The 19,042-nt window shown below is 71.6% G+C and carries 19 protein-coding genes and 1 pseudogene; 13 read left to right on the top strand and 7 right to left on the bottom strand.

What is annotated here, in order from left to right:
• The first annotated feature begins 63 nt into the window (after positions 1-63).
• Genes IF54_RS0126895 through IF54_RS0126885 form a run of 3 tightly spaced genes read left to right on the top strand, consistent with a single transcriptional unit; the run spans position 64 to position 5,904 of the window.
• Entirely contained in the window at positions 64-870 is an 807-nt protein-coding gene (locus IF54_RS0126895; RefSeq protein WP_030323165.1) for an HlyD family efflux transporter periplasmic adaptor subunit, read from the top strand.
• Positions 867-3,089, top strand: coding sequence for an NHLP family bacteriocin export ABC transporter peptidase/permease/ATPase subunit (locus IF54_RS0126890; protein WP_030323163.1), 2,223 nt, complete (start codon positions 867-869; stop codon positions 3,087-3,089). The genes IF54_RS0126895 and IF54_RS0126890 overlap by 4 nt, the downstream gene beginning before the upstream one ends.
• 1 nt (position 3,090) lies before the next feature.
• Positions 3,091-5,904, top strand: a complete 2,814-nt coding sequence (locus IF54_RS0126885; RefSeq protein ID WP_030323161.1) for an NHLP bacteriocin export ABC transporter permease/ATPase subunit — start codon at positions 3,091-3,093, stop codon at positions 5,902-5,904.
• A 4-nt stretch (positions 5,905-5,908) separates the two neighbouring features.
• Here the strand turns inward: IF54_RS0126885 and IF54_RS0126880 are convergent, their stop codons facing one another.
• Positions 5,909-6,418: an SRPBCC family protein gene (locus tag IF54_RS0126880; protein ID WP_030323158.1), complete on the bottom strand. Its 510-nt coding sequence runs from the start codon at positions 6,416-6,418 to the stop codon at positions 5,909-5,911.
• A gap of 6 nt (positions 6,419-6,424) precedes the next feature.
• Complete coding sequence (locus tag IF54_RS0126875; protein WP_030323156.1) at positions 6,425-6,769, bottom strand: ArsR/SmtB family transcription factor; 345 nt, start codon at positions 6,767-6,769, stop codon at positions 6,425-6,427.
• 170 nt (positions 6,770-6,939) lie between these two features.
• Here IF54_RS0126875 and IF54_RS0126870 point away from each other — a divergent pair, with 170 nt between their 5' ends.
• The 3 genes from IF54_RS0126870 (at position 6,940) to IF54_RS43075 (ending at position 9,836) form a co-directional block, all read left to right on the top strand.
• A complete protein-coding gene (locus IF54_RS0126870) occupies positions 6,940-8,442 on the top strand; it encodes an MFS transporter (protein WP_030323151.1) in 1,503 nt (500 codons plus the stop codon).
• A gap of 189 nt (positions 8,443-8,631) precedes the next feature.
• Positions 8,632-9,639: a hypothetical protein gene (locus IF54_RS0126865; protein WP_030323150.1), complete on the top strand. Its 1,008-nt coding sequence runs from the start codon at positions 8,632-8,634 to the stop codon at positions 9,637-9,639.
• Positions 9,640-9,665: 26 nt separating this feature from the next.
• Complete coding sequence (locus tag IF54_RS43075; RefSeq protein ID WP_199821249.1) at positions 9,666-9,836, top strand: hypothetical protein; 171 nt, start codon at positions 9,666-9,668, stop codon at positions 9,834-9,836.
• A gap of 7 nt (positions 9,837-9,843) precedes the next feature.
• Here the strand turns inward: IF54_RS43075 and IF54_RS43550 are convergent.
• A pseudogene (locus IF54_RS43550) lies at positions 9,844-10,052 on the bottom strand (flavodoxin family protein); the annotation flags it as partial.
• Between the two features lie 103 nt (positions 10,053-10,155).
• Between IF54_RS43550 and IF54_RS0126850 the strand changes: the two are divergent.
• The 4 genes from IF54_RS0126850 to IF54_RS0126835 all read left to right on the top strand — a co-directional run bounded on the left by IF54_RS0126850 (position 10,156) and on the right by IF54_RS0126835 (position 12,534).
• Positions 10,156-11,172: an iron-containing redox enzyme family protein gene (locus IF54_RS0126850; RefSeq protein ID WP_030323148.1), complete on the top strand. Its 1,017-nt coding sequence runs from the start codon at positions 10,156-10,158 to the stop codon at positions 11,170-11,172.
• A complete protein-coding gene (locus IF54_RS0126845; RefSeq protein ID WP_030323146.1) occupies positions 11,173-11,877 on the top strand; it encodes a HemK2/MTQ2 family protein methyltransferase in 705 nt (234 codons plus the stop codon).
• Complete coding sequence (locus tag IF54_RS0126840; RefSeq protein WP_030323143.1) at positions 11,858-12,067, top strand: CDGSH iron-sulfur domain-containing protein; 210 nt, start codon at positions 11,858-11,860, stop codon at positions 12,065-12,067. The genes IF54_RS0126845 and IF54_RS0126840 overlap by 20 nt, the downstream gene beginning before the upstream one ends.
• A 68-nt stretch (positions 12,068-12,135) precedes the next feature.
• Positions 12,136-12,534: an STAS domain-containing protein gene (locus tag IF54_RS0126835; RefSeq protein ID WP_030323140.1), complete on the top strand. Its 399-nt coding sequence runs from the start codon at positions 12,136-12,138 to the stop codon at positions 12,532-12,534.
• Between the two features lie 134 nt (positions 12,535-12,668).
• Here IF54_RS0126835 and IF54_RS0126830 read toward each other — a convergent pair whose 3' ends face one another.
• Complete coding sequence (locus IF54_RS0126830) at positions 12,669-13,103, bottom strand: protease inhibitor (protein ID WP_030323138.1); 435 nt, start codon at positions 13,101-13,103, stop codon at positions 12,669-12,671.
• 323 nt (positions 13,104-13,426) lie between these two features.
• Here IF54_RS0126830 and IF54_RS0126825 point away from each other — a divergent pair, with 323 nt between their 5' ends.
• The 3 genes from IF54_RS0126825 to IF54_RS0126815 all read left to right on the top strand — a co-directional run bounded on the left by IF54_RS0126825 (position 13,427) and on the right by IF54_RS0126815 (position 15,955).
• Positions 13,427-13,990 carry a hypothetical protein gene (locus IF54_RS0126825; protein WP_030323136.1) on the top strand — a complete coding sequence of 188 codons (564 nt, stop codon included), beginning with the start codon at positions 13,427-13,429 and terminating at the stop codon, positions 13,988-13,990.
• Between the two features lie 78 nt (positions 13,991-14,068).
• A complete protein-coding gene (locus IF54_RS0126820; RefSeq protein ID WP_030323133.1) occupies positions 14,069-14,767 on the top strand; it encodes an alpha/beta fold hydrolase in 699 nt (232 codons plus the stop codon).
• A 93-nt stretch (positions 14,768-14,860) separates the two neighbouring features.
• A complete protein-coding gene (locus IF54_RS0126815) occupies positions 14,861-15,955 on the top strand; it encodes a lactate 2-monooxygenase (protein ID WP_030323132.1) in 1,095 nt (364 codons plus the stop codon).
• Positions 15,956-16,068: 113 nt separating this feature from the next.
• On the opposite strand, the gene IF54_RS0126810 is transcribed toward IF54_RS0126815, so the two are convergent.
• The 3 genes from IF54_RS0126810 to IF54_RS0126800 all read right to left on the bottom strand — a co-directional run bounded on the left by IF54_RS0126810 (position 16,069) and on the right by IF54_RS0126800 (position 18,903).
• Positions 16,069-17,685: an RICIN domain-containing protein gene (locus tag IF54_RS0126810; protein ID WP_030323131.1), complete on the bottom strand. Its 1,617-nt coding sequence runs from the start codon at positions 17,683-17,685 to the stop codon at positions 16,069-16,071.
• 591 nt (positions 17,686-18,276) lie between these two features.
• The gene (locus tag IF54_RS0126805; RefSeq protein WP_020134791.1) at positions 18,277-18,654 is read right to left on the bottom strand and encodes a hypothetical protein; all 378 of its coding nucleotides are present in this window, start codon (positions 18,652-18,654) and stop codon (positions 18,277-18,279) included.
• A gap of 3 nt (positions 18,655-18,657) precedes the next feature.
• Positions 18,658-18,903: a hypothetical protein gene (locus IF54_RS0126800; RefSeq protein WP_030323130.1), complete on the bottom strand. Its 246-nt coding sequence runs from the start codon at positions 18,901-18,903 to the stop codon at positions 18,658-18,660.
• Positions 18,904-19,042: the final 139 nt, after the last annotated feature.

Raw genomic sequence — 19,042 nt, 5'->3', positions numbered from 1 at the left:
CGCAAACCGGCGGTTCCGGGACTTTCGGGTGCTCGGAAACATCTCGAGGTGAGGGATAGTCGCGTGCAGTTCCGCCAACAGGCCCTCGCCAAGCTCCAGTCGCCGGAGGAGCTCGACCTTCCGGTGCGTTTCGCCCGTCCGCAGGGCTGGCTCGTGATGGCCGTGACGGTGGTGGTGATCGCCGCCGCGTCCGTGTGGGCCGTGACCGGCTCGGTCGCCTCCACGGTGAGCGCGCCCGCCATCCTCACGCACGGACAGGGCAGTTACATCCTCCAGAGCCCTGTGGCCGGGCAGGTCACCCAGGTGATCGCCAAGGAGGGCGTCCGGCTCCCGGCCGGCTCCCCGGTGCTCAAGGTCCGTACCGCCGACGGGGACACCGTCGTGCGCACGGTCGCCGCCGGCCGGATCACCGCGCTCGCGGCCACCATCGGGCAGATCATCTCGACCGGCGCGAACGTCGCCGCCGTGGAGAAGGTCGCCCACGCCGACGACCCGATGTACGCCACGGTGTACGTGCCCGCGGAGAACGCGGCCTCCATACCCGAGGACGCGGCCGTGGACCTGACCGTGGCCTCGGTGCCCACCCAGGAGTACGGCGTGCTGCGCGGCCATGTGAAGTCGGTGGACCGCTCGGCCCAGTCGGCGCAGCAGATCGCCGCGTTCCTCGGGGACAGTCAGCTCGGCGAGCAGTTCACCAAGGACGGCCGCCCCGTCGCGGTCCTGGTGAAACTGGACAAGTCGAAGGGCACCAAGAGCGGTTACCGGTGGTCGTCCGCGGACGGTCCCCCCTTCGCGCTGACCTCCATGACCGTGGCCTCGGGTTCGATCCGGCTGGCCGATCAGCGCCCCGTCGATTGGCTGCTGCCGTGAGCACCGCACAGGAGACCCGCGGCAGGCGCCGCTCCGCCCCGCCCAAACGCCCGGTCCCCACGGGGAAGTCGAAGACGGTCCGTACGCCCACCGTTCTCCAGATGGAGGCCGTGGAGTGCGGCGCCGCCTCCCTCGCGATGGTCCTCGGCCACTACGGCAAGCACGTCCCGCTGGAGGAGCTGCGGATCGCCTGCGGAGTCTCCCGGGACGGCTCGCGCGCCAGCAACCTCCTCAAGGCGGCCCGCAGTTACGGCCTGACGGCCAAGGGCATGCAGATGGACACGGCCGCCCTCGCCGAGGTGAAGACCCCGGCCGTGCTGTTCTGGGAGTTCAACCACTACGTCGTCTATGACGGCATGGGGCGCCGGTTCGGCCGCCGCGGGGTCTACATCAACGACCCCGGCAAGGGCCGCCGCTTCGTCCCCATGGAGGACTTCGACGGCAGCTTCACCGGTGTCGTCCTGGTGATGGAGCCCGGCGAGGGCTTCACCAAGGGCGGCCGCAAGCCCGGTGTGCTGGGCGCGATGCCGGCCCGTCTGCGCGGCACCGCGGGCACCATGCCGGCCGCGGTCCTCGCGAGCCTGCTGCTGGTGCTGGTCGGCGCGGCCACCCCCGCGCTCTCCCGCACCTACATCGACATGTTCCTGATCGGCGGGCAGACCTCGCTGCTCGGCGTGCTGTTCGCGTCGATGGGTGCCTGCGTGGCCCTCACCCTCGCCCTGACCTGGCTCCAGCAGGCGAACCTGCTGCACGGCCGGATCATCTCCTCGACCCTGTCCAGCGCCCGCTTCCTGCGCCACCTGCTGCGCCTGCCGGTGACGTTCTTCTCCCAGCGCAGCCCCGCCGACCTGGTGCAGCGGCTCCAGTCCAACGACCAGGTGGCCGAGACCCTGGCCCGCGACCTCGCGGCGGCGGGCGTGGACGCGGTGGTCGTCGTCCTGTACGCGCTCCTCCTCTACACCTATGACCCGCAGCTCACCTTCGTCGGCATCGGCGTGGCCCTGCTGAACGTGGTGGCGATGCGGATCGTGATCCGGCTGCGGGCCACGCGTACCGCCAAGCTCCGTGCCGACAGCGCCCGGCTCACCAACACCGCCTACACCGGCCTCCAGTTGATCGAGACGATGAAGGCGACCGGCGGCGAGGACGGCTACTTCCGCAAGTGGGCCGGACAGCACGCCACGACCCTGGAGGAGCAGCAGAAGCTCGGGGTGCCGAGCGCCTGGCTGGGGGTGGTCGCGCCGATGCTGGCCACCTTCAACAGCGCGCTCATCCTGTGGATCGGCGGCATGCGGGCCGTGGAGGGCGGCATCTCGGTCGGCCTGCTGGTCGCCTTCCAGGCCCTGGTCACGCGGTTCACCGCGCCGATCACCCGCCTCAACGGCGTGGCGGGCCGCATCCAGGACTTCGCGGCGGACGTGGCCCGGCTGAAGGACGTGGAGAACTTCAAGGCCGATCCGCTCTACGGCCGCCCCGGCGCCGGCGAGTCGACGCGCCGCCTGCACGGTCACGTCGAGCTCCAGAACATCACCTTCGGCTACAACCCGCTCGACAAGCCGCTGCTGACCGGCTTCGACCTGACCGTCGGTCCGGGACAGCAGGTGGCTCTGGTGGGCGGCTCGGGCAGCGGCAAGTCGACCGTGTCGCGGCTGATCTCCGGCCTGTACGCACCTTGGGAGGGCGTGATCCGCATCGACGGGCAGCGCCTGGACGACATCCCGCGCGGCGCCCTCGCCTCGTCGGTGTCCTTCGTCGACCAGGACGTGTTCCTCTTCGAGGGGTCGGTGCGCGACAACGTGGCGCTGTGGGACCCGTCGATCCCGGACGACGCCGTGGTGGACGCGCTCAAGGACGCGGCCCTGTACGACGTGGTGGTGCGGCGGCCCGGGGGCATCCACAGCAGGGTCGAGCAGGACGGGCGCAACTTCTCCGGCGGCCAGCGCCAACGCCTCGAGATCGCCCGGGCGTTGGTGCGCCGGCCCAGCATCCTGGTCCTCGACGAGGTGACCAGCGCGCTGGACGCGGAGACCGAGCTGGTCGTCATGGACAACCTGCGCAGGCGCGGCTGCGCCTGTGTGGTGATCGCGCACCGGCTCAGCACCGTGCGCGACAGCGACGAGATCGTCGTGCTCCAGCACGGCACGATCGTGGAGCGCGGGCGGCACGAGGAGCTGGTGGCGCGCGGCGGCGCGTACGCGGCGCTGGTCAAGGAACGGTGAGATGACGACCGCACACGAAGGGGACGTGGTCCTCGGCGCCCTCGGCGGGATGGGCACGCGCATCGACTGCGCCGGCTTCAGCCGTATCGACCTCGAGGGTCCGCAGGTGCTGTGGCTGGTCGTGTCGGGCGCGGTGGACCTGTTCGCGGTGGACGCCGAGCAGCAGGGCCACTGGCACCACCTGGGCCGTCTGGAGCCGGGCGCGCTGCTGCTCGGGCCGGTGCCGGGCCCGCAGCACACTCTGGTCGCGCGCCCGCTGCGGGACTGCGTGGTGCACCGCATCGGCCTGCGCGAGCTGTACGAGCCCGCGCACACCCAGACCTGGTCGTACGACGAGTACGGCAACCCGCAGTACGTGCCGCCGACGACGAGCCCGCTGGAGTACGCCCTCGCGCTCGGCGTCGGCCGGAGTCTGTCCATCCTCTTCCAGGCGCCGCTGGCAAACGAGCGGGCAGCCGCCCCGACCGACGACGACGTGTTCTGGATGCAGGTCCCGCCGGGCAGCGTCCAGTACGGCTCGCTCTACGGCGCCGACGCGGCCGCCGACCTGCTGATGGACCCGGCGGTCTGGCAGTCCATGGTCGACCAGCAGTACCGGCTGCTGACCACGCTGGACCGCTGGATCGAGCAGCTGGAGCGCACCCACGAGACCCGGACGGCCGCCGGTATCAAGGCCGGTGAGGCGGTCCGCGCGCAGGCCGACCGGACCCTGCTGGCGTCCATCGGCCGGTCCAAGCGGCGGGCGACGGCCGCCGACGCGGACGCGAGTTACGCGGCGTGCAGGCTGGTCGCCGACGCGGCCGGGATCACGCTCGCGGAGAACGGCCACAGCGGCACCGAGAGCGACCGGCTCGACCCGGTCGAGCGGATCGCCCTCGCCTCCCGTGTCCGTATCAGATCCGTGCGTCTGGACGGCAGTTGGTGGCGGGACGACGTGGGGCCGCTGGTGGGTCACCGGGCTCTGTCGGGTGCGCCGGTGGCGCTGCTGTGGCGGCGCGGCGGCTATGTGGCCGTGCATCCGGCGACCGGGCGTGAGACACCGATCGAGAAGGACAACGCCGAGGAGTTCGAGCCGCGCGCGGTGATGTTCTACCGCCCGCTGCCCGACCGGAAGCTCAGTCCGCTCGGGCTGATGCGGTTCAGCATGCGCGGCACCGGCGGCGATGTGACGAACCTGCTGCTCAGCGGTCTGGTGACGGTGGCGATCGGCGCGCTGGTGCCGATCGCCACCGGCAAGGTGCTGGGCGAGTTCGTACCGAAGGCGCAGACCGGGCTGATCGTGCAGGTGTGTCTGGCCGTGATGGTCAGCGGTGTGGTGACGGCTGCCTTCATGCTGCTCCAGAACCTCACCATGCTCCGCCTGGAGGGCCGTATCGAGGCGACCCTCCAGCCGGCCGTGTGGGACCGGCTGCTGCGGCTGCCCACGAAGTTCTTCACCGAGCGCTCGACCGGCGAACTGGCCAGTCAGGCCATGGGAATCAGCTCGATCCGCCGGATGATGGCGGGCATCGGCCCGACAGTCGCCCAGTCGGTGACGATCGGCGCGATGAACCTGGGTCTGCTGTTCTGGTACAGCGTCCCGATGGCGATGGCGGCGATCGTCATGCTCGTCGTGATCGCGGCCGGCTTCCTCGGTCTCGGGCTGTGGCAGGTGCGCTGGCAGCGGCGGCTGGTCGTGCTCGGCAACAAGCTCAACAACCAGGCCTTCCAGACCCTGCGCGGGCTGCCCAAGCTCCGGGTGGCGGCGGCCGAGAACTACGCCTATGCCGCATGGGCCTCGGAGTTCGCCCGCAGCCGTGAGCTCCAGCAGAAGGTCGGCCGGATCAAGAACCTGACCACGGTGCTGGGTTCGGTGTATCTGCCGCTGTGCACCCTGCTGATGTTCATGCTGCTGGCGGGCCCGGCACGGGGCTCGATGTCGGCGGCCGCGTTCCTCACCTTCAACACCTCGGTGACCATGCTGCTGACCGCGGTCACCTCGCTCACCGGCGCCTTCGTCTCGGCGGTGGCCGCGCTCCCGCTGTTCGAGGAGATCAAGCCGGTCCTGGAGGCGCAGCCTGAGGTGCGCACCGCGAGCACCCGGCCGGGTCCGCTCACCGGAGCGCTGGAGGCCCGCAGGCTCTCCTTCCGCTACTCCGACGACGGCCCGCTGATCCTCGACGACGTGTCCTTCGAGATCCGGCCGGGCGAGTTCGTGGCGGTCGTCGGCCCGAGCGGCTGCGGCAAGTCGACCCTGCTCCGGCTGCTGATCGGCTTCGACCGCCCGGTCTCCGGGAGTGTGCTGTACGACGGCCAGGACCTGGCTGCCCTCGACCAGTCTGCGGTGCGCCGGCAGTGCGGGGTCGTCCTCCAGCACGCCCAGCCGTTCACCGGGTCGATCCTGGACGTCATCTGCGGCACAGAGCCGTACACGCCGGAGGAGGCGATGGCGGCGGCCGCGATGGCGGGGCTCGCGGAGGACATCCAGCGGATGCCGATGGGACTGCACACCATCGTCTCGGGCAGCGGGGCCATCTCCGGCGGCCAGCGCCAACGGCTCATGATCGCCCAGGCGTTGATCCGGCGGCCCCGGATCCTCTTCTTCGACGAGGCGACCAGCGCCCTCGACAACGACACCCAGCGCACGGTCATCGAGTCCACGAAGGCCCTCAACGCGACCCGGATCGTCATCGCCCACCGCCTGTCCACGGTGCTGGACGCGGACCGCGTGATCGTGATGGAGAACGGCAAGGTCGCCCAGCAGGGCCCACCGGCGCAGCTCCTCGCGGACACGGGCGGTCGTCTGCACGAGCTGGTGCGGCGGCAGATGGCCTGAGGGGTCAGTCCGTCCCGGGCACCGGGGCGCCGGAGGGGATCCCGGCGTCGACGTACGCCTCGTAGAGGTCCTTCCACGGCCGGCTCTCGGGGTGTTCGCCGCGGGCATGGGCGTCGAGGGCGGCCAGGCAGACCTCCCAGCCGGCGCCGTTGCGGGCGGCGGTGTCGGCTGCGAGGAGGACATTGGTGAGCGTGAAGCGGGTCCGCTTGTCGTCGAGTTCCTCCAGGTCGAAGTGGAGTTCGTCGCCGCCCCACTCGAAGGAGAGGTGCCGGGGCTCGTCGACGGCGAGGACGCGGCCGGTGGAGTCCGGCATGTGCGGATCGCCGCTGAAGCGGATGGCGCCGCCGGGGCGCAGCTCGATCTCGGCGCGGGACGGGAACCAGTGGGCGAGTTCGTCGGCGTCGGTGACGAACCGCCAGACGCGGTCGGCAGGGTGGTCGTACGTGCGGCTGAAGCGGACGGCAGGGCGGCCGTCGTCCAGGGTCAGGTAGGTGCCGGTGAGGTCTGCGGCCATGGTGGATCAGTCCTTCGGGGCGGGGTCCTCGGGGGTGTCCGACGCCGTCTCGTCCAGACGGCTGCCGAGCGCGTCCAGGCTGCGGTTCCAGAGCTCGCGGTAAGGGGCGAGCCAGGTGTCCAGCCGGGCGATGGGGGCCGGGTCCAGGGCGTAGACACGCCGTTGCGCTTCCTGGCGTACCCGGACCAGACCCGCGTCCCTGAGCACCTTCAGATGCTTCGAGGTGCTCGGCTGGCTCAGTCCGCAGGCCTCCACGATCTCCCCGACGGGCCGGGGCCGCTCCAGGAGCAGCGCGACGATGGCCCGCCGGTGGGGGTCGGCGAGGGCGGTCCAGAGCGCGGGGTCGGACATGCCCCCAATATGCCTCGCCAGTTATATGCCAGTCAAGGAATACACGTGACCGCCATCACTCTCAGCGAAACGTTGCCGTTTCGCTGAGAGTGGACTAATCTCGATGTGTACGAAACCGTTTCGTTTACGGATCGGTAACGCCCCGTCGACTCTCCCTGGAGTGCTGTCCCATGTCCGAGAAGACCCTGACCGAGAGCAGCAGGGAGAGCGCCGTCGACGCGCAGCCCGAAGCCTCGGCCAAGCGATGGTGGATTCTCGCCGTCATCGCCCTCGCCCAGCTGATGGTGGTCCTCGACGCGACCATCGTGAACATCGCACTGCCCTCGGCACAGGCCGACCTCGGCTTCTCCGACGGGAACCGGCAATGGATCGTCACCGCCTACGCGCTGGCGTTCGCCTCCCTGCTGCTGCTCGGCGGCCGGATCGCCGACCTCTTCGGCCGTAAGACGGCCTTCCTCATAGGTGTCGTCGGATTCGCCGCCGTCTCCGCGCTCGGCGGTGCCGCCACCAACTTCGAGATGCTGGTCACCGCCCGTGCCCTCCAGGGTGCCTTCGGCGCGCTCCTCGCACCGGCCGCGCTCTCCCTGCTCAACACGACGTTCACCGACGCCCGCGAGAAGGCCAGGGCGTTCAGCGTCTACGGCGCCATCGCCGGCGCCGGCGGCGCCGTGGGCCTGCTGCTCGGCGGCCTGCTCACCGACGCCCTGGACTGGCGCTGGACCCTGTACGTCAACGTCGTCATCGCCGTGGTCGCCTTCGCGGGCGGCTGGATCCTGCTGCACAACCACCGTGACGCCGCCAACTCCAAGCTCGACGTCCCCGGCACCCTGCTGGTCGCGGCCGGACTGTTCTCCCTGGTCTACGGCTTCTCCAACGCCGAGACACACGACTGGGACTCGCCCGAGACCTGGGGCTTCCTGATCGCGGGCGGTGTGCTGCTGGCCGCCTTCACCTGGTGGCAGACCCGCGCCGCGCACCCGCTGCTGCCGCTGCGCATCCTGCTCGACCGCAACCGCGCCGCCTCCTTCCTGGCCGTGCTGATCTCCGGCGGCGGCATGTTCGGTGTCTTCCTCTTCCTCACCTACTACCTCCAGCTGAACCTGGGCTTCAGCCCGACCAAGACCGGCGTGGCGTTCCTGCCGATGGTGGCCGCACTGATGGTCGCGGCCCAGGTCAGCACCACCAAGCTGGTCCCCCGGATCGGTCCCAAGGCGATCATCCCGCTCGGCTTCGCGATCGCCGCGGTCGGCATGGCCTGGCTCACCGGCATCGGCGTCGGCTCCAGCTATGTGTCCGACGTGCTGCCGCAGCTGATCGTCACCGGTTTCGGCCTCGGTCTGGTCATGCCGCCCGCCATGCAGCTGGCCACCGGCGGGGTCGCCGCCGAGGACGCGGGAGTCGCCTCCGCCACGGTCAACGCCATGCAGCAGGTGGGCGGTTCGATCGGCACGGCGCTGCTGAACACGCTGGCCGCGAGCGCCGCCACCGACTACCTCGTCGGCAAGGACCCGAGGAACAAGCTGGTCCAGGCCCAGGCCACGATCGAGAGCTACACCACCGCCTTCTGGTGGTCGGCGGGTCTGTTCGCCGCCGGTGCGGTGATCGCCTTCCTGCTCTTCCGGCGCGGGGCGCCGGAGCAGGACGCGAACGCCGCTCCCGTCGTACACATGTAGCCGCGCACACATAAGTCGCTCCGCACGGAGCCGCTCGGAGGGCCGCCGTCAGCAGGGAGACGGCGGCCTTCCTATTGCCGCGGCGGTTGACCGGGCCCGGCGCACGCACCGTAGGGTCCCTGTGGCTCACAGCGACGAGGAATCGGCACCGAGCGTTGGAGCAGGCCCGCGATGGGTACCCACAGGGCCATGCGAATAAGCGTGATGGATGTGGGTTCCAATACGGTCCGTCTGGTGGTGGCGGACGCCCAGGACGGCGTGCCGCTTCCGGTGCACACGGCGAAGTGGCGGCTGAGGCTGTCCGACGACGTGCGGCCGGGCGGGCCGGTACCGGAGGAAGCCGTGGAACGGCTGGTGGGGGCGGTCGAGGAGGCGGACCGGACCGCGGCGAGATGGGGCGCGGCCGGGCCGCTGGCCTTCGCGACCGCCGTGGTGCGGGCGGCGCCCAACCGTCAGGAGGTGCTGCGTACGGTACGGCAGCGCACCGGCGTCGGCCTGTACACCCTGCCCGGCGAGGTGGAGGCCGAGCTCACCTTCCTCGGGGCGCGGCGCTGGATGGGCTGGCGGGCCGGGCCGCTCGCCCTGATGGACATCGGCGGCGGCTCGTTCGAGGTCGCCTTCGGGCGCGGCCGGATGCCGGACTTCGTGGCCTCGCTCCCGCTGGGCGCGGGACGGCTGACCCATGAGTTCTTCGAGGGCCAGGACCCGCCGCCCGCCGAACTGGTGCGGGCGCTGCGCCGCAAGGTCCGCCATCAGCTGCGGGACGTGGCGGCCCGGATCCGCTGGGAGGGTCCGCGCACCGCGGTGGCCACCTCTCGGACCTTCCAGCAGCTGGGACGGCTGTGCGGGGCGCCGGCAGGACGCCACGGACCCTTCATGGAGCGTCAGTTGCGCCGCTCCGACCTGCGCGAGGCCGTAGCCGCTCTGGCCGCGCTGCCCTCCTCGCAGCGGGCCGAACTGCCCGGCATCTCCGCCCCACGGGCCCTCCAGAGCCTGGCGGGCGCGGTGATCGGGCACACGGCGATGAAGCTCACCGGCCTCGAGACCGTCACGATCTGCCCCTGGGCGATCCGTGAGGGAGTGCTGCTGCGGCACATCGAGGACGGCCCGGCATGGTGGGCCGAGATCGCCCGCCGCAACGAGGAGACCGCTGTGCCGGACCCGGTGCCGCTGCGCATCGCGGCCGCCGCCCGCTGAACGGGAACCACAGGAAGGAGACACCCGTGGCCGAGAAGAAGCAGAAGCCGGACACCGCCCTCGACGAGGTCGTCCGCGAGGTCGAGGACGCCGAGAAGCGCACCCACGAGCCCGACGGCAAGCGGGCCCACCGGGGAGAGGCCGGGGACGCCCTGACCCCCAACACCCGCGCCCAGGAGGAGTCCGAGGGCGAGTGACCTGCTCCGGCGGCGCGGCCGGCGGGCGCGCCGCCGGCGCGTTCGCCACGCCGTACAGGTGGCGTCCATGGCCCGGCCCGTCCGGTGCGACCAGGCACGGCCGCGTTCGTTGTCCAGGCAGTCGGGGCCCGGCCCCGGGCCGAGGTGCCAGTACGTCCACGCCTGGCCGGGCACGGTGCAGCCGATGTCGGCGAGCGCCCCCGAGATCTCGCTGATCCCCTGAAAAGGTCGTCCGTCCCCCCAGCACCGAGCGCCGACGGGCGCGGTCAGCGAGCCCGTGCGGGCGGGTGACGCACCCCGTCCCGGGTACTCGGCGCGCATGCCACACGATCGTCATCAGGAACCAGCAGTGCCGTCGGCCCGGGGCCCGGTCTCCGCGGCCGTCCAGGAGTATCTGCTCGGCACCGGAGCGCTGCCCCGCCACGCGTCCGTCGCGGGCGCGGACGTGTACGGCGACGACCTCCAGCTCGCCCTGTACCTCTGCTACGAACTGCACTACCGCGGTTTCGCGGGCGTGCCGGCCGACCGCGAGTGGGATCCGGACCTGCTGCGCACCCGCGCGGCGCTTGAGCACCGTTTCCTGTCCGCGCTGCGCACCGACACCCCGGCGCACGACAGCGTCGAGGACGCGGTCGACGACCTGCTCGTGGAACCGGTCGAGGGCTCCGGGGTCAGTCACTTCCTGAGCAAGGAGGGCGAGCTGTGGCAGGTCCGCGAGTACGCGGCCCAGCGCTCGCTGTACCACCTCAAGGAGGCCGACCCGCACGCATGGGTGCTGCCCAGACTGTGGGGCCGGGCCAAGGCGGGGATGGCGGCGGTGGAGTTCGACGAGTTCGGCGGCGGTCGCCCCGAGCGCGTCCACGCCCGCCTCTTCGCCGACCTGATGACGGACCTGGGCCTGGACACGACGTACGGGCACTATCTGGACGCGGCCTGCGCGGAGATGCTCGCGACGGTGAACCTCATGTCGCTGCTCGGCCTGCACCGCAGCCTGCGCGGGGCCCTGGTGGGTCACTTCGCGGCGGTCGAGATCACCTCCTCCCCCGGTTCCCGGCGCCTCGCCGACGCCATGCGCCGCACGGGCGCGGGACCGGCCGCCGAGCACTTCTACGACGAGCACGTCGAGGCGGACGCGGTCCACGAGCAGGTCGTGCGCCACGACGTCATCGACGGTCTGCTGGCCGAGGAACCGCATCTCGCCCCCGACGTCGCCTTCGGCATCGACGCCACCGGATTCGTCGAGGACCGCCTCGGGGAGCGCCTGCTCGACGACTGGCGCGCCGGGCGCTCGTCCCTGCGCACACTCCAGACGTCCGAAATATCCCATATTTCCTGAATGCCGGGGTACTTGGCCGACGTGAGATCACTGATTCCGCCTTTGGCCCTCCCCGGTGTCTACACACCGCAGGAGGACACCGCGCTCCTGGCAGGGGCTCTGTCCGAGGAACCGCTGCACCCGGGCGCCCATGTCCTCGACGTGGGCACCGGGACCGGCGCACTGGCGCTCCAGGCCGCCCGCCGGGGCAGCCGGGTGACCGCGGTGGACGTGTCCTGGCGTGCCGTGTGCACCACCAAGGCGAACGCCTGGCTGACCGGGGCGACGGTCCGGGTCCACCGCGGGAACCTCTTCACACCCGTGCGGCACCAGTCGTTCGACCTCATCCTGACCAACCCGCCGTACGTCCCCGCCCCCGTGCGGGACGGACGGCCGCCGCGCGGACGGGCCCGGGCCTGGGACGCGGGCCACGACGGGCGCTCGGTGCTGGACCGGGTCTGCCGGGAGGCACCCGGGCTGCTGCGTCCCGGCGGTGTGCTGCTGATCGTGCACTCCGCGCTGAGCGATCCCGGGCGGACCGTACGGCATCTGCGCGGGGCGGGCCTCAAGGCCGCGGTGACCCGCCGTCACAGGATCGCTTTCGGACCGGTGCTGCGGGAGCGGGTGGACTGGCTGCGGGAACGCGGCCTGCTGTCCGCGGACGCCGGCGGCGCCGCCGAGGAGAAGGAAGAGCTGGTGGTCGTCCGTGCCGAACTCCCCGTCTGACGACGAGCGTCCGTGCCGTGTCCGGATCCAGCACCGGGGCCCGCTGCTGGTGGAGGGCCCTGTGGAGGTGGAGCTGGAGGACGGCACCACGGTCGCCTCCGACCGCTTCCGGGTGGCTCTGTGCACCTGCCGGCGCAGTAAGCGCTACCCCTGGTGCGACACCAGCCATCGGGAACGCAAGCGACTATAGACAGAAAGTCAATGCGGTTGACGGAGATTCACCGGGTCGAGTGAACCAGCTCTTGCAGACCTCACGGGATGGATGGCCCCGGCCGCTCCGGGGTAACTACGGAGCCCGAACGCGTCCCTGCTCCCGAACCGCCCGCGGCGAACCCGTATGCCCGCACCCGCGCGGACGGCGGTTTCACGGTCGTGGAGGCGGCCGGCGAACTCGACCTCGCGACGGCGGGCTTCCTCGCCGAGCACCTCGACGCGGCGACCGCGACCGCCCGACCCGATGTACTGGTCGACCTGCGGGGCGTGGAGTTCTTCGACTGCTCGGGGCTGCGCGTGCTCTGCCGCGCCGAGTCCCGGGCCAGGGAGCACGGCGGGCGCCTGCGCGTGGTCGCCGACGATCCCCGGCTGCACCGGCTGCTGCGCGCCTCGGGCCTGTGGGCCCGCTTCACGCCGCTGCCGGCGATCCCCCGGGCGCAGTGACCGAGAGGCCGGCGGACGGCCCCACTCCGTCCGCCGGCCCTCGAAGCGGGATCGCCGGGTTCCGTGAGAGAGGGGTAGCACTCCCCAGTTACAGGCCCCTCGGGCAGATCACGGCACCCCACGATCCCGGTCTCTCAGAACGCGAAGACGCTCGTCCCGAAGGAGTTCTTCACGCACTCGTTGGCGAAGGTGCGCTCGTAGGAGACGCGCTTGCCCCGCCAGACGCCGTCGACCGTGACCACCACGGGGTTGTACTCCCGGGTGCACTGGACGTCGGAGCCGGCCCCCAGGGCGTCGAAGTCCCCGCCGGTGGCCCGCAGTTCGGCGCAGGCCGGGCCGGCGGCCGGGTGGGTGCCCGAAGGCCTCGGGGCACAGGTGAGGGTCACGGCCCGTTCCGGGGTGACGGTGGCGGCGCTGTCGCCGTGGCCGAGGGTGAGCACGAGAGCCGAGGGGGCGTAGAGGCTCTGGGGGGCGGCGGCCGGCTCGGCGAGCGCGGCCCCGGTGAGGGGCCCGCAGACGGCGGTGGCCGTGAGGCCGAGGGTCGCTGCCCAGCGCGCGGTGTTCCGCATTGTGTGCATCCTTCCGCTGGATTCGAGGGTGTCGCCGCCCGACTCGGTCGGTGCCGGAGCGGCGAGCGCGAGTCTGCCGAGTCCTGGCCCGAACTTCACATCAGCCCCACAGTTTTCAGTAACCTTGCGTGTTGAATCAGTGGCGCGAAGTCACATCATCCGAACAGTCGAGCCCTTCAACCGCACGGACCTCGATCATTCGTTCCGGCCGGATGGCCTGTTTACCCCGCCTCTGCAATAGGCCTGAAACATTCCGCTTCCGCTCTCGGCGCACCCCGCCGCGACCCCTTGCGTTCATGGAACAGTGGAGTAATCGTCATTACATGATTACTCAGGAACAGCGAGAGAAGCTGCGTGGCTGGTTCACCGGCCGTCTGCCCGACGAGCTCTTCGAGGCGCTGGTCGAGGTGACCGTCGACCGCGAGGAGATCACCGTGATCGGCCGCATCCCCGGGCCTCGGCTCACGGAGGGCGCCTCGGCCGCCGAGCGGGAAGCCGCCGTGCAGGGCCGGATCCAGGAGTTCCGGGAGCGCACCCGTGAGGAGCGCGTGGAGGTCGCCCGCGAGGCCGAGCACGCCTTCCGCCGCAAGGTGTCGTGGGGCGTGGAGTGCGACGGCGAGCGCGCCCTGTTCACGCATGTGGCGGCCCCCGTCATGACCCGGCTGCGGCAGCCCGAGCGGCAGGTCCTGGACACCCTCATCGCCGGCGGGGTCGCCCGCAGCCGCAGCGACGCGCTCGCCTGGTGCGTACGGCTGGTGCAGCGCCACACCGACGACTGGCTGGCCGAACTGCGGGAGTCCCTGGAGCACGTCCAACGGGTGCGGGACCAGGGGCCGGATGCCGAGGAGGCGGGCTACTCCTCCGGCGGGAGCACCGAGAGCGGGTGAAACGGTCGGACCGTGCCGCCCGGGTACCGGACCTGACGGCAGGCCGTGCGGTCAGTGCCTTCGGCTACATTGCGGCGCATGACCAACTACGTACTGGTGGCGGGCGCGAGGCTCGGGGCGTCCGCGTGGGACGAGGTCGCGGCGGAGCTGCGCGCGGCCGGGCACGCACCGCATCCGCTGACCTTGTCGGGGCTCGCGGAGAAGCAGGGCGTCCCGGCGGGACAGCGGACTCATGTGCGGGACATCGTCGACGAGGTCGAACGGCTGGATCTGCGGGAGGTGGTGCTGGTCGGGCACAGCTACTCGGGCGTCCCGGTCGGACAGGCGGCCCAGCTGATCGGTGACAGGCTGCGGCGTGTGGTGTTCGTCGACGCGAGCGTCCCCGTCGACGGGGAGTCCTTCCTGGACGGCTGGCCCAGCGACGACGTCCGCAGGACCATCGAGGAGAGCGGCGGCTTCTGGCTCCCGGTGGGTCCGGAGCACTACGCCGACCAGGGTCTGACGGACGCACAGATATCCCGGCTCATCAACCGCGCGTCCCCGCACCCGGGCGCCACCCTCACCGAACCCGCCGTCCTCACCGGCCCGTTGGACGAGCTCCCGGCCACCTACGTCAAGTGCCTCCTCGACGGCGAGGAACCGATGCCGGTCGTGGCCGAGCTGCTGAAGAACGACAGCTGGGAACTGGTCGAGATGGACACCGGTCACTGGCCGATGTTCTCCCAGCCCCGCGAACTGGCCCGCGTCCTCGCGGAGCTCGGCACGACCGCCTCCTGAGCGGCTGTCGCGTCCGAGCGGCCGCCGCTCCCCGGGCGGCGGCCACCCCCGGATATCGTCGGCGCACCCGACGAGGAGAGGCGGCAGGGACCGATGGCCAAGCACTGGGCGGACTTCCAGTACGAGATCTACCTGAACGGGATGTCCGGCGCGGTGCCCCGGCTGCCCACGGACCTGACCCGCCTCGAAGAACTCACCGAACAGCGGCTGGGCCCCGGGCCGGTGGGCTATGTGGCGGGCAGCGCGGGTGACGGCAGTACCGCGCGGGCGAACCGGGCGGCTCTCCAACGGCGCCGGATCGTCCCGCGCATGCTGCGGGACGTGCACGAACGCGACCTGTCCGTCGAGGTGTTGGGCCGTACCCTGCCCGCACCCCTGGCGCTTGCGCCGGTCGGCGTACTGTCGATCATGCACCCCGAGGCGGAGTCCGCCGCCGCCCGCGCCGGGGACGCCGAGCGCTGGTTCCAGCTGTACTGGCCGAAGGACCCGGAGGTCGCCCTCAGCTTCCTCGGCCGGGCGAGGGCGGCCGGGTTCACCGCGCTGGTCGTCACCCTGGACACCCCGCTGCTGTCCTGGCGGCCACGCGATCTCGACCAGGCGTACCTGCCGTTCCTGCACGGCGTGGGCACCGCCAACTACTTCTCCGACCCGGCCTTCCGGGCGGGTCTGGCCAAGCCGGTGCACGAGGACCCGAACGCGGCCGTGCTGCACTTCGTCGGCATGTTCGCGGACCCGGGCAAGACGTGGCCCGATCTCGCGTTGCTCCGGGAGCACTGGGACGGCCCGATCGTCCTCAAGGGCATCCTGCACCCGGACGACGCCCGCCTCGCCGCCGACGCCGGGATGGACGGGGTCGTGGTCTCCAACCACGGCGGCCGGCAGGTGGCCGGGTCCGTCGCGGCGGCCGATGCGCTGCCCCGGGTGGTGGAGGCGGTGGGCGACCGGCTGACGGTGCTCTTCGACAGCGGTGTCCGCACCGGCGACGACGTCTTCAAGGCCCTCGCCCTCGGCGCCCGCGCGGTGCTGCTCGGACGGCCGTACGTCTACGGTCTCGGGCTCGACGGGCAGCCGGGCGTCGAGCATGTGATCCGCTGTCTGCTCGCCGAACTGGACCTCACCCTCGCCCTGTCGGGGCACGCGACACCGGCCACGATCAGCCCCGAGGACCTCGTGGAGGACCCTGCCTGAGGGGAGGACCCCGCCTGAGGGGAGGACCCCGCCTGAGGGGAGGCCCCCGCCTGAGGGAGGCCCCCGCGGACGGAGACCTCCCTGTCGTGGCCCGGTTCGTGGCCGGCCCGCCGCTACAACCGGCTCCTGAGCGTCGCCGGCCGGGCCTGCGGGGCCTCGCTCCCGGTGACCGACAGCGATCCGGGGCTCGCAACCGAGGACGGGTCGGTCAGCCAGCGCTGCTCCTGCGAGCCGTCGCGGACCTTGACGACGATGTCCGCGCCCGCCTCCCCGGTGGTGGCGGCGAGGGCCAGCTGCTCGTCCCAGCGGGGGATCAACTCCCCCTGCACGGTGAGGTCGTAGCGCACGTCCTGGGCCCGCTTCGCCTTGTCCTCGGCGCACTCGCCGAGGATGACCACACCCGCGTCCACGTGCGAGTCCAGGCACAGCTCCGGGTTGGCCTCGCTGCGCAGCAGCCCGTCGGCCTCGTACGACCACTGCTGGGTCACATCGGTCGAGCAGGCCGCCAGTTCGGTGCCGGCGCCCTCCTTCACCGTGCCCCGGATGTCGAGGCAGAGGTCGGAGGCGGCGTTGCGCAGCCGGGTCAGCGCCGGCGCGGTGGGCAGCTGGGCGGGGCCCGGGGTGCGGGGGCTCGCACTCGGGACGGTGTCGTTGCCGGTGGCGCTGGTCGAGGCGGCCGGGTCGGCGCCGTCGTCGTGCGACCACAGGCCGGTGGCGAGCATCGCCGCGAGGATCCCGGCGGAGGTCAGGCCCACTCCGGTGAGCACCGTGCGCGAGGAGCGCAGACCGCTGCCGGTGCCGGGGGCCCAGCGGCCTGGAGCCGGGATGCGCGCCAGGATGCGGCGGCGTTCCGCACCGTGCCGGCCGCTTCCCTTGCCGCGTGCCGAGTCCGGGGGCGTACGCCCGGCGCGCAGTTCGAGATAGCGCCGGGCACCCCAGCCGAGCACCGCCTCCGCGAGGAGGAGACCGAGACCGCCCTCGAAATGGCTCAGTTGTTCCGCGGCGGAACGGCAGTAAGGGCACTCCGAGAGATGCTGCTCGACATCCGGCAGCAGGGCGCCGCCGCGTCGAATCGGAACATCGAGGAGACGGTTGTAGAAGCGGCAATCCTTGGTCGGCGCGAGTTCCCGATGGGCATGTACACATCCTTCCCGGAATTTTTCACGCGCCTGTTCGAGCGCTGCCGACGCGGTGTCGGTGTCCATGCCGAGCAGTGCGGCGGGCACCGCAATCGAGTCGGCCTCGACCTCGGTGTGCCACAGCAAGCAGCGGGCGAGTCCGGGAAGGGACTGGAATGACCGCTCGGCGAGCTTGCGGTTTTCCGGCGTCATGGACTTCGCGGCCCGCATCCCGCGGCCGCCGTTCGGTTTCACCAAGTCCGGCAGCACACCCGTTATCCGGTCCTGCGCCGTCCACTCCTTGACCGTGTCCCGCACGGCCACGAGGGTTCTCGGGCGCAGGGCGAGGGCCGGTTCGCCGAGTGCGAGGCGGTCCAGGACCTGGTGGAAGGCGGCGGCGGCCACCATGGAGGCGGTCTCGGACGGGGACGCCAGACAGATCACCGCGTATTCGTGGGCCGGTTTCCAGTGGCGGGCCATGAGCAGGGCGACGGACTGGGCGGCCTCACCGTCGGGACGCCCCCTGAGCCGGGTTGCGAGATCCTCGTCGGATTCTCCGGACGCGCCGCCCGGCGGCGGGTAAGGCGGAAGCGGGGGGTGGGGGGTGGGCACTGAGCGGATTCCTTCCCAGGGGCATGGGACTCACAGAAGTTCTCCTTGCCGAAAAGAAGTGCCGGACGGGGCATCCCTTTTGGGCGCGGCGTGGGAAGCACGAATTCGCCGACGCCTCTTCGACCCGGTTCCCCACGAGACGAATACGACCCGGCCCTTGCCCCCCACTCAGGTGGTTCACCCTTGCACAAGTCACTCACGACCAACAAGGCACCTGGGCAACATCGACGTCAGGTGAAAGTCAGCCGGAAGCCGCTGCAACTGCGCCTTCCCACAGTGGCTTTCGACATTCCATGCGCCCCGTGTGAACCCCGCGCACGCGCCGGAGCGCCGCGCACGCTCCCGTGGCGGGGCGGGCGGTAGTGCACTGGTAGCGGCCCTTCTCGGAGGCCCCGCGCGGAACGGCGGCTCTCCCGCGCGAAACCCCGGCCGCCGACCCCGTTCCTCCCGCCCTCGGTCGGCGGCCCCGGGGCCGGGACGACCGGCGGGAGCGGCTCGACCCGGGTCCCTTCCCCACGTCCACGGCACCCGGGTCGTACGCCATCACTTCGCACGGGCCCCGTGCCCCAGTGCCCCAGTGCCCCGGGAGCTTCAGATCTGCCAAGAGCGCAGTCGGTCCGCCGCGCCGTACACGTCGGTCTTGCCGGAGATCAGGTCGCGGGCGAGGTCGACCAAGGCGCCGTAGGGCGGGTCGATGCCCACGCCGCTGACGAACATGTAGGCCACAGCGGTGGCGCAGGCGAAGCGGGCGTTGGCGGACGGTAAGGGCTTGAGCAGGGCCAGGGTGTGCAGCAGGGCGGCGGCTCGCCAGGCCGGGTCGGAGTCGACGCCGAGACGCGGCGGATCGACCCGGTGCCGGGCGACGGCGGCGACGAGCGCCGAGAAGTCGTTGATGGTGGGCTGCTCGGGCAGGACCTCTTCGTGCCGCTGGAGCAGCCAGGGCACGTCGATGTGGACGACGGAAGCCATGGGTCAGGCGACCCGCCCCGCGCCCTTGCCCGCCGGTTCGTCCTCGGGGAAGGCGGCGGCGAACTCGTCGGCGTGGGCGGAGAAGAACCGCCGGAACGCCTCCGCGCCTTCCTGGAGGGCCCGGTGCCGCGCGATGTCCGCCGCGGCGGCCTCCCGCACGAGGGCCTTCATCGACGTACCGCGCTCCTTGGCGATCTGCCGCAGGTCCTCCAGCTCGCGATCGCTGAACTCCACATTGAGAGCAGGCATGCCCTCACGGTACCGCGCGGGGTACTCCACCGTAAATACTCCCAGGTCAAGGCCATATCACGGCGGTACCGCAGGCACCCCCGACCTCGCCGGCGCGGCACCCACGGGCGTGAGGCGTGGGTCACACTCCATCCCCTCC

Source organism: Streptomyces sp. NRRL B-3229 (assembly GCF_000719505.1).
Taxonomy (GTDB): domain Bacteria; phylum Actinomycetota; class Actinomycetes; order Streptomycetales; family Streptomycetaceae; genus Streptomyces; species Streptomyces griseorubiginosus.
Note: the sequence above shows the minus strand (reverse complement) of the source record. Positions and strands in the feature narration are given on the sequence as shown.

Bases quoted from the DNA above. Each gene is read 5' to 3' on its own strand.
- IF54_RS0126880 (WP_030323158.1), bottom strand. From the start codon at position 6,418: ATGGCCGCAGACCTCACCGGCACCTACCTGACCCTGGACGACGGCCGC.
- IF54_RS0126800 (WP_030323130.1), bottom strand. From the start codon at position 18,903: ATGCCTGCTCTCAATGTGGAGTTCAGCGATCGCGAGCTGGAGGACCTG.
- IF54_RS0126850 (WP_030323148.1), top strand. From the start codon at position 10,156: ATGCCACACGATCGTCATCAGGAACCAGCAGTGCCGTCGGCCCGGGGC.
- IF54_RS0126830 (WP_030323138.1), bottom strand. From the start codon at position 13,103: ATGCGGAACACCGCGCGCTGGGCAGCGACCCTCGGCCTCACGGCCACC.
- IF54_RS0126885 (WP_030323161.1), top strand. From the start codon at position 3,091: ATGACGACCGCACACGAAGGGGACGTGGTCCTCGGCGCCCTCGGCGGG.
- IF54_RS0126815 (WP_030323132.1), top strand. From the start codon at position 14,861: ATGGCCAAGCACTGGGCGGACTTCCAGTACGAGATCTACCTGAACGGG.
- IF54_RS0126875 (WP_030323156.1), bottom strand. From the start codon at position 6,769: ATGTCCGACCCCGCGCTCTGGACCGCCCTCGCCGACCCCCACCGGCGG.
- IF54_RS0126820 (WP_030323133.1), top strand. From the start codon at position 14,069: ATGACCAACTACGTACTGGTGGCGGGCGCGAGGCTCGGGGCGTCCGCG.
- IF54_RS0126870 (WP_030323151.1), top strand. From the start codon at position 6,940: ATGTCCGAGAAGACCCTGACCGAGAGCAGCAGGGAGAGCGCCGTCGAC.
- IF54_RS0126825 (WP_030323136.1), top strand. From the start codon at position 13,427: ATGATTACTCAGGAACAGCGAGAGAAGCTGCGTGGCTGGTTCACCGGC.
- IF54_RS0126835 (WP_030323140.1), top strand. From the start codon at position 12,136: ATGGATGGCCCCGGCCGCTCCGGGGTAACTACGGAGCCCGAACGCGTC.
- IF54_RS0126845 (WP_030323146.1), top strand. From the start codon at position 11,173: ATGCCGGGGTACTTGGCCGACGTGAGATCACTGATTCCGCCTTTGGCC.
- IF54_RS0126805 (WP_020134791.1), bottom strand. From the start codon at position 18,654: ATGGCTTCCGTCGTCCACATCGACGTGCCCTGGCTGCTCCAGCGGCAC.
- IF54_RS0126865 (WP_030323150.1), top strand. From the start codon at position 8,632: ATGCGAATAAGCGTGATGGATGTGGGTTCCAATACGGTCCGTCTGGTG.